This is a genomic window from Sedimentibacter sp. MB35-C1, assembly GCF_030913635.1.
Taxonomy (GTDB): domain Bacteria; phylum Bacillota; class Clostridia; order Tissierellales; family Sedimentibacteraceae; genus Sedimentibacter.
In genome coordinates, this window is the sequence record NZ_CP133188.1 from 1009674 (window position 1) to 1021691 (window position 12018).

At 34.8% G+C, this 12018-nt stretch carries 8 protein-coding genes; all 8 read left to right on the top strand.

The window, feature by feature from the left end; all coding sequences use genetic code 11:
- The first annotated feature begins 40 nt into the window (after window positions 1–40).
- The 8 genes from hprK (at window position 41) to RBQ61_RS04715 (ending at window position 11878) form a co-directional block, all read left to right on the top strand.
- Window positions 41–952 (top strand): HPr(Ser) kinase/phosphatase, encoded by a 912-nt coding sequence (gene hprK, locus RBQ61_RS04680; RefSeq protein WP_308139355.1) that lies wholly within the window; start codon window positions 41–43, stop codon window positions 950–952.
- A gap of 348 nt (window positions 953–1300) precedes the next feature.
- Entirely contained in the window at window positions 1301–4867 is a 3567-nt protein-coding gene (gene nifJ, locus RBQ61_RS04685; RefSeq protein ID WP_308139356.1) for a pyruvate:ferredoxin (flavodoxin) oxidoreductase, read from the top strand.
- 119 nt (window positions 4868–4986) lie between these two features.
- Complete coding sequence (locus RBQ61_RS04690; RefSeq protein WP_308139357.1) at window positions 4987–6447, top strand: copper amine oxidase N-terminal domain-containing protein; 1461 nt, start codon at window positions 4987–4989, stop codon at window positions 6445–6447.
- Window positions 6448–6591: 144 nt separating this feature from the next.
- A complete protein-coding gene (locus tag RBQ61_RS04695) occupies window positions 6592–6945 on the top strand; it encodes a CidA/LrgA family protein (protein ID WP_308139358.1) in 354 nt (117 codons plus the stop codon).
- Window positions 6946–7638 (top strand): LrgB family protein, encoded by a 693-nt coding sequence (locus tag RBQ61_RS04700; RefSeq protein ID WP_308139359.1) that lies wholly within the window; start codon window positions 6946–6948, stop codon window positions 7636–7638.
- Window positions 7639–7831: 193 nt separating this feature from the next.
- Entirely contained in the window at window positions 7832–8161 is a 330-nt protein-coding gene (locus RBQ61_RS04705) for a PadR family transcriptional regulator (protein WP_308139360.1), read from the top strand.
- Window positions 8161–9129: a permease prefix domain 1-containing protein gene (locus RBQ61_RS04710; protein ID WP_308139361.1), complete on the top strand. Its 969-nt coding sequence runs from the start codon at window positions 8161–8163 to the stop codon at window positions 9127–9129. Before RBQ61_RS04705 ends, RBQ61_RS04710 begins: the two co-directional genes overlap by 1 nt.
- A 256-nt stretch (window positions 9130–9385) precedes the next feature.
- Window positions 9386–11878, top strand: a complete 2493-nt coding sequence (locus RBQ61_RS04715) for a LuxR C-terminal-related transcriptional regulator (protein ID WP_308139362.1) — start codon at window positions 9386–9388, stop codon at window positions 11876–11878.
- The last annotated feature ends 140 nt before the right edge of the window (window positions 11879–12018 follow it).

Sequence of the window (12018 nt, forward strand, 5' to 3'; positions counted from 1 at the left end):
TCGAGCAATAAACAGCTAAGATAGAGGGATGGTAACAAAGATGCAATATGTAAAGCTTGAGGATTTAGTAAATTATATGAAGTTTGAGCCTGTATATTATCCGGAGGATGTACAGTCAAGGATCTATACGCCGGAAATAATAAGACCCGGCCTTCAAATGGCTGGCTACTTTGATTGGTTTTCATTTGAAAGGGTTCAAGTTATGGGAAAAGCAGAAATGTTTTACCTGAAAACATTGGACATAAAAGTTAAACGGCAGAGGCTGGATAAATTTTTCAGCTTTCCTATTCCTGCTCTTGTAATAGCAAATGATATGGGAGCAGATGAAGATATAATTCACTACGCAAAAAAATATAAAAGGCCTGTTTTTACTTCAAATCAAAAAACAGATAAACTTCAAAATGTACTTATTAATTTTCTTGAGGAGGAATTGGCAGAAGAAACGACAATACATGGAGTATGCCTCGAAGTTTTTGGGGTAGGTGTTTTAATAAAAGGAAAAAGCGGTATAGGAAAAAGCGAAACATCTCTTGAACTTATTAATCGTGGACACCGGTTGGTAGCAGATGATGCCGTTATTATTAAAAAAGTTGATAATGACTTAAAGGCAACGTGTCCTGAGCTTACCCAGCACCTTATGGAAATAAGAGGAATAGGAATACTTGATATAAAGCATTTGTTTGGAGTCGGTTCCATAAGAATAGAGCAGTTTGTTGAAATTGTCATAGAACTTGAAGAGTGGGATGAAAATAAAGAATATGATAGAATCGGAATAAATGAGGATTTTACAGAAATTTTAGGCGTAAAAGTTCCTACAGTTGTAATTCCTGTTAGACCGGGAAGAAATATTTCTGCAATAATTGAAATAGCGGCTAAAAACTACAGACAAAAGCTTTTGGGATACAATCCTTTGGAAACATATAACAAAAGATTTAAAAGTCTTTCCATATAACTGAAGCTTTTATAAAATATCTTGCAAAAATAAAAAAAAAAATACGTTTTATCAAGAATGATAACGTATGTATTGAAGTCTATAATTTATTTATTTTATCGAGAAAACCAGATGTTTATATCAGAACGGAACAGATAAGCATTATAAAAAAATATGCAATTTTTTTGGTTGCATTTATTTTTGCTTTAATATATAATCAAATGTGTATGGATTGTTTATAGCAATACAAGAAGTTACGATTTTTTTTATGTTATAAACAATATAAACAATAAAAATAATATAAATATAAATTATTTATGTTATTATGGTTAAATTATATAAACTAATATTTATATGGGAGGAAATATAATGTCAAAAGTTATGAAAACTATGGACGGAAATACAGCTGCAGCGTATGTTTCATATGCCTTTACAGATGTTGCGGCAATATTCCCAATAACACCTTCTTCTCCAATGGCTGAACTTGCTGATGAATGGGCAGCTCACGGACAAAAGAACATCTTTGGACAAACTGTAAAAGTTGTGGAAATGCAATCAGAGGGAGGCGCTTCCGGAGCTGTTCACGGCTCATTGCAGGCAGGTGCACTTACTACTACATACACAGCTTCACAGGGATTATTATTGATGATTCCGAATATGTATAAAATAGCAGGTGAATTATTACCGGCCGTATTCCATGTTTCTGCAAGAGCAATTGCCGGACACGCACTGTCAATATTTGGGGACCATTCAGATATTATGGCAGCAAGACAAACAGGTTTTGCATTATTAGCATCAAGCAGCGTTCAAGAGGCTATGGATTTAGGAGGAGTTGCACACTTAGCTACTCTTAAGACAAGAGTTCCTTTTGTACATTTCTTCGACGGTTTCAGAACATCTCATGAAATTCAGAAAATAGAAGTTTTGAATTATGATGATTTAGCAAAATTAGTTGATATGGATGCTGTGAATGAATTCAGAGCAAGAGCATTGAATCCTGAACATCCTGTAACTAGAGGTACAGCTCAAAATCCTGATATATACTTCCAGGCAAAAGAATCTTCAAACAAATTCTATAATGTAGTTCCGGATGCAGTTGCCGACTATATGAAGGAAATTGAAAAATTAACAGGAAGAGAATATAAACCATTTAATTATTATGGAGCTCCAGATGCAGAAAATATAATAGTTGCAATGGGTTCTGTTACTGAAACAGCTGAAGAAGTAGTTGACTACTTAAATGCTCAGGGAGAAAAAGTTGGTATAGTTATAGTACATCTTTACAGACCTTTCTCATCAAAATACTTCTTTGACGTATTGCCGGAAACTGTTAAAAAAATAGCAGTTCTTGACAGATCAAAAGAACCGGGTTCAGTTGGAGAACCATTGTTCTTAGACGTTAAATCATTATTCTACAGAAATGAAAAACAACCTGTAATAGTTGGCGGAAGATATGGTCTTGGTTCAAAAGACACTACACCTGCTCAAATATTTGCAGTATATAACAATTTAAAACAAGACCAGCCGAAAGATGGATTTACAATCGGTATAGTAGATGACGTTACTTTCACATCTCTTGAAACTCCGGAAGTAGTAAATACATCAGCTTCAGGTACAATAAGATGTAAATTCTGGGGCCTTGGTTCAGACGGTACTGTTGGAGCTAACAAAGATGCTATTAAGATTATCGGAGACCATACAAATATGTATGCTCAAGGATATTTCTCATATGACTCTAAGAAATCAGGCGGTGTTACTGTTTCTCACTTAAGATTCGGTAAATCACCTATTAGATCAACTTATTTGATAGATGAAGCTGACTTTGTTTCACTGTCACAGCAATCATATATTAATAAATATGATGTATTGACAGGTCTTAAGAAAGGCGGAAACTTCCTATTAAATACTATTTGGTCAAAAGAAGAGCTTGAATCTAAGTTACCTGCAAAATATAAAAAATATTTAGCTGAAAAAGAAATAAACTTCTATACTATTAATGCAACAAGTATTGCGCATGAAATAGGTCTTGGAAATAGAACTAACATGATTATCCAGTCTGCATTCTTCAAATTGGCAGATGTAATTCCTTTGGAAGATGCAGTTGAATACTTAAATGCAGCTATAGTTAAATCATACGGCAAAAAAGGCGAAAATATAGTTAACATGAACAAAGAAGCCGTTCAAAAAGGTATTGCCGAGTTAGTAAAAATTGATGTTCCTGCATCATGGAAAGATGCTAAGGATGATCCAAAAGCTAACAGCGGTTTAGCTGTACCATTTACTGAAGAAGAAAAACCAGAATTTGTTAAAAAAGTTGTTGACGTAATGAATAGACAAGAAGGCGACAGCTTACCAGTAAGCACATTTGAAGGAATTGAAGATGGTACATTCCCACAGGGAACAGCTGCTTACGAAAAGAGAGGAATTGCAGTTGAAGTTCCAAAATGGGAAGCTGAAAACTGTATTCAGTGTAACCAATGTGCATTTGTATGTCCTCATGCTGTAATAAGACCTACATTACTTGATGCAAACGAAAAAGCTAATGCACCAGAAAACTTTAAAACATTAAAAGCAATAGGTAAAGGGTTAGATGGACTGGAATACAGACTTCAGATAAGCCCGCTGGATTGTACAGGTTGCGGAAACTGCGCAGATATCTGCCCAGGTAAGAAAGGCAACAAAGCTTTAGTTATGACTCCTATTGCAGAAGAAATTGAAAAAGAAGTTTCTAATTGGAAATATGCTATAGATAAAGTATCTATAAAAGATGGATTAATGGATAAAACTTCTGTAAAAGGAAGCCAGTTCTGTAAACCATACTTTGAATTCTCAGGAGCTTGCGCTGGTTGTGGTGAAACTGCTTATGTTAAGACTATCACTCAGTTATTTGGCGACAGAATGATGATAGCTAATGCTACAGGATGTTCATCAATCTGGGGAGCATCAGCACCTGCAACTCCGTTTACTAAAGATTGTAACGGAAGAGGACCATCTTGGGCTAACTCATTGTTTGAAGATAACGCAGAGTTCGGACTTGGTATGGCAACAGCTGTAAAACAAATGAGAGAATCAATTCAGTTATCAGTAGACAGCTTATTGGGTAAAGACATTTCACAAGAAGTTAAAAATGCATTAACTGAATGGGTAGCTACAAAGAATGACGGAGAAAAATCAAGAGCAGCATCAGATAAGGTTTTAGCAGCATTAGAAGGATTTAATGCTTGTGCTGAGTGTGCAGCTGATGTTAAAAATATACTAGACAAGAAAGATTTCCTTGTTAAAAAATCACAATGGATAATCGGTGGTGACGGCTGGGCATATGATATTGGATACGGCGGATTAGACCACGTATTGGCATCAGGTGAAGATGTAAATGTTCTGGTTGTTGATACAGAAGTTTACTCAAATACAGGCGGTCAGTCTTCAAAAGCAACTCCTACCGCTTCAGTTGCGAAATTTGCGGCATCTGGTAAGAGAGTTAAGAAAAAAGACCTTGGTATGATAGCTTCAACTTATGGCTATGTATATGTAGCTCAGGTTGCTATCGGTGCTGATAAGAATCAATTCTTGAAAGCATTAAAAGAAGCTGAAAGCTATGATGGACCATCATTGATCATTGCTTATGCTCCATGTATCAACCACGGTATTAAAGCAGGAATGGGCAAGACTGTTGAAAGAGAAAAGAAAGCTGTTGAAGCTGGATACTGGCATTTATACAGATTTAATCCTCTTCTTAAAGAAGAAGGAAAGAACCCGTTCACACTGGATTCCAAAGTTCCAAGTGCTTCATTTATAGAATTCTTGGAAGGCGAAGTAAGATATGCTTCTTTGAAGAAGTCATTCCCTGAAATAGCTGAACAATTATTTGTTAAAGCAGAAAAAGATGCTAAAGATAGATATGACAGCTACGTAAGAATGTCTGAAATGAAATACTAAGATTAGCAGAAGGCAGTTTCTTTTGAAACTGCCTTTTATATTGCTCGGAATAGTTTGTAAATTTATTGTATATGTGTTAGAATACAATAAATAAATTAATTAATGATGAGGAGCTAGATATGGGTAAAAAATTAATAAGCATGCTGCTTATAGGGCTTATGACTATTATTCCGCTTACGGCATGTGGAACAAATGAAATTGGTTATTTTGAATTATCAAAAGAAATAAACGATATAAAACAATATGAATTCAATAACACTACAAAGATTTATGTACCTGAGGAACTTGCTGGGGAGTCATACGACATTGACTTTAAGTTAGAAGGCGAAGTAAATCTTGAAGATTTGGATAGCATATATTTAGATATGAATGCGGATATCAAGGTTAATGATGTGGAAAATAATCTTCCTATCAATTTAGTAGTGTCCGATAACAAAATGTATGTTTCTAAAGCAATCATACTTGAAGTGCTTAAATTAAGCGAAGAGTTTGGGAGTGAACCTGAAAACAAAGAAGTGATGGATGCATTATATAATGTTGAACTCAAAGATGTTGAATACATAATGCTTTACGATTTTGGTGAATATTACAGTGAAAACTATAGTTCTTTCTATGAAGATATATATGCTTCTAAGGATATTTATGAAGATATGTATGACCCTTCAATAAATTACTTAAAGACTGCATTCAAAGGTTTTGACTCTGACTTGGTCAAAAAAATCAGCGGAGGATATTCAATAGAACTTGATCCTGAAAATGCGGTGGAATTTATTAAGAAATTAGTAAAATATGCTGATGAAAATAGAGAAACCATTTTTGATGAAACTGTAAAATATGTTGAAGGTATATTTGATTATATAAGCGCTGATCAAATGGGAATATCTGAAGAAGAAAAAGAAGAATTCCTTGAGGAGTTAAAAGGCAGTCGTCAGGATTATTATGATTTTCTTGATGAAGCTGTTCTATTCATTGAGGCAGATATTGAGACAGATGAATTTAAGAAAAGCATGGAAATGGTTGATGGAAGCAGCATAAAGGAAGAAATTTATAAAAAAGGTAAATCATATATTCAAGCAATAGAAGGAAGTCTTGTTTTAGAAGGTGTAAATTCAGGAAACTTTGAATTAAAAACTGAAGTCACTCCGGCAGATGTGGAAAAGAAAGAATTACCAGAGGACTCTATAACTGTAGATGAATTTGAAAAACTGCATAATGCAACAGAAGATAGAATTAATCCTGTAAATAAAATAGAGCTTACATGGTATCCTGAAAGCTACAGTGCGGATATTGTTAAATACAGACTTGACAATACTTCAGAGTATGATTATGAAACATATACATTGATTGACGAAAGGGTATATCTTCCGTTGAGGTATATTGGAGAGTCATTTGGAGAAGAAGTTGAGTGGGACGATGCTAATAAAAAAGCTTATATAGTAAGAGACGGACAGAAAACAGATATGACGGGTGTGCTCGTTGACAGCACAACGATGGTTAAAATACGAGATTTTGAAAAGCTGGGCTATAAAATAGACTATATTCAGGAAGACGGAATATCAACAGCCACAATAATTAAGTAAGAATCAATATTAAAACCTACAACTTGATTGTATTATCATGAAAAACCCCGAATGTAAATTCGGGGTTTTTGGTATAAATAAATCTTTAAATAAAAAAATATTATGATATAATATAAGTCAATTATATTGAGACAGAGGTAAAAAATGAACTATATTGTACAGCTTGTTATTATACTTACAGTAACATTTATAGGAGAAGGTATGTATTTTTTTATACCATTACCTATACCAGCCAGCATTTACGGGTTGCTCCTAATGCTGATATGCTTAAAAACAAATATTATAAAGTTAGAACATGTAAAATCTGTGGGAGATTCTCTTCTTGAGATAATGCCTATAATGTTTATACCACCTGCGGTAGGATTAATAGATGTGTGGAGCGACGTTGCACACATATTAATTCCTATTATGATTATTACAATCTTAACTACAGTTCTTGTTATGGCAACTACAGGAAAAATGACAGATTTTATATTAAAAAGGAACGGTGAAAGATAAATGAAAGATGTGGTAAGTAATTCAGTATATTTTGGAGTTGCTGTCAGCCTGGCGGCATTCATTATAGGTGTACAATTAAATAAAAAGTTAAAACTCAGTATTCTTAATCCCCTACTTGTTTCAATTGTTATTATAGTTACAATTCTTTTAGTATTTGATATAGATTATGAAAGTTATAATAATGGAGGTAAGTACATAAGTTATTTCTTAACTCCTGCGACAGTATGTCTGGCAATTCCATTGTACCAGCAGCTCGATTTGTTGAAAAAAAACTTTAAGGCTATTATGATCGGAATCTTGACCGGCGTTTTAACAAGTCTTACAAGTATTCTTGCTTTATCTGCAATTTTTAAACTCTCTCACGGCATGTATGTGACGTTGTTGCCAAAATCAATTACTACAGCCATAGGCATAGCCGTATCAGAAGAATTGGGTGGTATGGAGACAATTACAGTTGCAGCTATTGTGTTGACCGGAATAGTCGGAAGTGTTTTAGGAGAAGGAATATGCAAACTTTTTAAGATTAAAAATCCTATTTCCATTGGGCTTTCACTTGGGACAGCCTCTCATGCAATAGGGACTTCAAGGGCTCTTGAGTTAGGAGAAGTTCATGGTGCTATGAGCAGCCTATCTATTGCTGTGTCAGGTCTGCTGACTGTTGTCCTAGCACCGGCATTTTCAAACTTATTGTAATAATGAAAAATTTTCAAATATTTTAAATATGGATTCTAAAATATCAAATATGTTGACGATTAAGACGGTACTCTTAGTCGCCAATTTTTTTGTTTAAAATTACTTGATTTGTCGCAGTAATTATGTTATATTTACTACGACAGTCGTAGTACGACAGGTAAAGTAATTAATAAGCTTTGAAAGAGGAAGGTATATGATAAGCAGTGATGTAATACGTGGCTATAATGATATAATGATTTTATATCTGTTGCTTCGTGAACCGTCTTATGGGTACGAGATTTCAAGACAGATTAGACAAATGACTGATGAAAAATATGTAATGAAGGAAACAACGCTATATTCGGCTTTTAAGAGAATGGAGTCAAACGGACTGATTGAATCTTATCCAGGAAGTGAAACTAACGGTAAAACAAGGACTTATTACAAAATAACGAATAAAGGGCGAGGCTATTACAGAGAAAAATGTGAGGAATGGAAAATAACGCAGGAAGTTATATGCAAGTTTATAGAAGGAGGGAATTAATGAATACAATTATAAGTTACCTCGAGAACATGTTTGCTGGATTGCCTAAGACAGCAGAAGTTTTAAGAGCGAAAAAAGATTTAACAGAAATGATGGGTGACAAATATCAGGAATTGAAAAACAGCGGCAAAACAGAAAATGAAGCTGTTGGAATTGTAATTTCAGAATTTGGCAATTTGGAGGAGCTTGCTGAGACACTGGGAATCAGTGACGCTCTTAATCAAAGAAGCATGCCGCTGATTACATTAGACTATGCGAAGGCATATATAGAAGCTTCAGGGGAAGTTGCTCCAAAGATTGCATTGGGAGTATGGCTTTGTATTATGTCACCAGTACTTCTCATAGGCCTGTTCGGTCTCGTGGAGGGTTTTATAGACTTTAAGGAAGAGTATGCTCTTATATTGGGACTTACAACTTTACTGCTGCTTGTAGCAGCAGGAGTATATATTTTGATAAGATATTCTGTAGGAATGGAAAAATACGAAAGGCTAAAAAAAGAACTATTTGAATTAGATTATCAAGCTGAGCACATGGTTCGCGAAATTAAGAAGCAGGAGGAGCCTGTTTATAGGCGTGCTGTCAGTTTTTCAGTTTCTGCCTACATTTTAAGTGCACTGCCTATTTTACTGGCTTCCTTTATATTTCAAGAAGGCGGCATGACTGTTCTGGCTTTAATTATAACAATTACAATAGTCGCATGTTCAACGTACAATATTATAAAAAATAATGGTTTATACGAAGCATGTAAAGTTCTTCTTCAAGAAGAGGATTATGCTGCAGATAAAAAAAGCGGTGTGCTCAAAGCTGTATCATCTATATACTGGGCGGTAGCAACAGCGCTTTACTTAGGTTATAGCTTTATTACTGGCAGATGGGACATATCATGGATTTTATGGCCTGTAGCTGGGGTGTTGTTCATTGCTGTTGGAGCAATAACTAGTCTTGTAGAGAAAAAAGCTAGTATATAGATCATGATATTTTGGACGATAAGTGCACAAAAAATATTATTGCATGATATTTTCCTGATATGAGAAAGATGTCAGGAAAATATTTCATGTAATAGATAATATGTTCATTGCGTATTGTAAAAGTAAGATTTGTACAGATAAAATTCTTGCAGTTTACAATGCTGATACAGCAGCTTATGCTTGTAGTACAACTTATCATAAGGTATAATAATGTAAGAAGAATCTTATTTTGGAATGAATTGAAAGGGGGGATAGAATGACAATCAAAAGGAAAAAAATCAATAATTTATATTATGTTCCAGAACGTATACTTAATAAGATTGAACAGACATTGCACAGCAGTTTAACATTGATTGAGGCTCCTTCGGGATTCGGGAAAACAATTGCAGTAAAAGAATATCTGAGCAACAAAAAAGACAAAAATTTAAAATACTTATGGTATACATGCCTTGGTGAATCAGCTGCTGCAGCATGGAATGGCATATGTGCAATTCTGGAGCAGGCCGATTCGTTGGCTGCTCGTAAGCTTCGGCTTCTCGGTATGCCTTGCGATGAAAATTTAGTGCAAATATGCAAGTATATTCAGGAAATACGATGCAGTTTTGATACAGTATTTGTTGTTGATAATTTCCAGCTTATAAGAGACCAGCTTCCTCAGCTTTTGCTGGAGGCAATTTCAAATCATAAAAACTATTACCTTCATTTCATTATAATTTCACAGCCGTCGCACAAAGAGAATTTATACGTATCGCATCCTTCTGTTATGAAGTATATAGGGGAAAGCATATTTATGTACGAAAAGGATGATGTTAGGCAGTTGTTTCTTCATAACGGTATACGGCTTACTGCAAATGAAAACAGAGATGTTTATAGAATGACAGAAGGCTGGGTGGCACCTCTTAATATGTACAGTATGGAGTATAAAGAAACAGGAACACTAAATAGATGTGAAGGAATAAATCAACTCATTGAAACTATAATATGGAAAAGATTAAGCAAGGAACAACAGTCTCTTCTGCTTTATCTTTCTATACTTGAATCATTTTCGGTAGAGCAGGTTTGTATAATTCTAAATGTGGTCAAGCTTCCGCAATATGCCGTAAATCTAATAAAAAATAATACTTTTTTAAGGTATGAGCACAGCGTAGGAGCCTACGTAATGCATAACCTTTTAAAAGAATACCTTATTTACAGAATAGAGCGGTTTGCCGATAAGGAAGAAAAGCGGGCAATATATGAAACTGCAGGAAGGTCATGTGCAGAGGTCAAGAAGTACTACCAGGCAGCAAGATTTTTTTACTATTCAAAAAACTATGAAGAGTTGATGAAACTTCCACTTAAGGGTGCCGATTTAATAGATTATCTGGGCAAAGGGTCAGATATATTTATGATGAATGTTATTGAAAACACATCCGATGAAATACTAAATAAGTATCCCGGGCTTATATTTGTTTTTGCTTTTGAACTGTTTTTACTGGGTAAGGCTGAGCAATTTGCTGAATTATGCGGAATTATTAAAAAAATACTTGAAAATAGCGCCGATTTGGAATTCGAAGAAAGAAAGCTTAGCGGAGAGTTTATGCTTCTTATGTCTTTTTCGAAATTTAATGATATTTATGAAATGAGTAAGATGCACAGAAAAGCATACGAAATGCTTCAGGGACCTTCAAAGCTTATTGTAGCGAATCACTCTTGGACTTTTGGGGCACCTTCTGTTATATATATGTTTTGGGGTGAAATCGGTAAACTTGATGGCGAGATGAAGCTTATGGATGAATGTATTCCTTACTACAGCAAGCTTGCATGCGGTCATGGAAGCGGAGCCGGATGGGCTATGAGAAGTGAAGCATTTCTTCTCAGGGGAGACGATGAGGCTTCAGAGCCGTTTTGCTACAGAGCTGTTTATGCTGCAGACAAGATGAGGCAGGACAGTATTTTCATGTGTGCACAGCTGCAATTGGCAAGAATTGCAATTCTTCGGGGTGATACAGATGCGCTTATTAAAGATATGGAGCAGATTGACAGAAAAATTGATAGTGCTTCAGAGCAGAGGGTTCAGTATGTCAGAGATTTGTGTGTTGGATTCTTAGCAGTAATCAGAGGTAATCCAGATGATGTTCCCGAGTGGATCACTGAATTCAGGACAGTTCCTTTGAATCTTTATGAAGTAGCCACTTCTTTTGCTCATATTATTCATTTGCGCTATCTCTGGTTAAGTGGAGGAATGAAGAATAGATCTGAAATATATGGATTATCAGAAGAGTATCTTCTGCTTGCAGATAAACTGAATTTCCTTCTTACAAAGGTTTATTTATACATACTGCTGGGAATTATGAAGCAGTCTGAAGGAAGGTTCGGAGATGCTCAGAATTACATGAGATATGCCCTTGACATTGCATTGCCCGACAGAGTTTACATGCCTTTTGCCGAGATGGGGAATGAAATAATACCGATGTTAGAACGAGCTATGTTAATACAAAAATATCAGTCAGGTGTGAAAGATATATTAAAACTTTTAAAAAGGCAAGAACGTGGTGTTGCTGCCATCAATAAGGAATTATATGAAGATGATTATAAGCTTACTCCAAGAGAGAGAGAAATATCAATTTTGGTTCAAGAGGGGCTTAATAACGCTGAAATAGCCGAAAAACTTTTTATTTCAATATATACAGTAAAAAATACCCTGAAAAAAGTATTTATAAAGTTAAACATTAAAAGGAGAGATGAGCTCAGCAAATTTAAATTATAATCAGATTTTAACATGCAACATAACAGAAATGGTACTGTAACAACTTTATAGCCCTTGAGGGCTATTTTTTTTTAGTTGATTTATGAATATTATATTAGTAACAATGTTTTTTTTGCTCAAAAGATGGGTGTAAATGTGAA

Excerpts from the sequence above, each read along its gene's own strand:
- RBQ61_RS04700 (WP_308139359.1), top strand. The coding sequence starts at position 6,946 with ATGAAAGATGTGGTAAGTAATTCAGTATATTTTGGAGTTGCTGTCAGC.
- RBQ61_RS04690 (WP_308139357.1), top strand. The coding sequence starts at position 4,987 with ATGGGTAAAAAATTAATAAGCATGCTGCTTATAGGGCTTATGACTATT.
- hprK (WP_308139355.1), top strand. The coding sequence starts at position 41 with ATGCAATATGTAAAGCTTGAGGATTTAGTAAATTATATGAAGTTTGAG.
- RBQ61_RS04710 (WP_308139361.1), top strand. The coding sequence starts at position 8,161 with ATGAATACAATTATAAGTTACCTCGAGAACATGTTTGCTGGATTGCCT.
- RBQ61_RS04715 (WP_308139362.1), top strand. The coding sequence starts at position 9,386 with ATGACAATCAAAAGGAAAAAAATCAATAATTTATATTATGTTCCAGAA.
- RBQ61_RS04705 (WP_308139360.1), top strand. The coding sequence starts at position 7,832 with ATGATAAGCAGTGATGTAATACGTGGCTATAATGATATAATGATTTTA.
- RBQ61_RS04695 (WP_308139358.1), top strand. The coding sequence starts at position 6,592 with ATGAACTATATTGTACAGCTTGTTATTATACTTACAGTAACATTTATA.
- nifJ (WP_308139356.1), top strand. The coding sequence starts at position 1,301 with ATGTCAAAAGTTATGAAAACTATGGACGGAAATACAGCTGCAGCGTAT.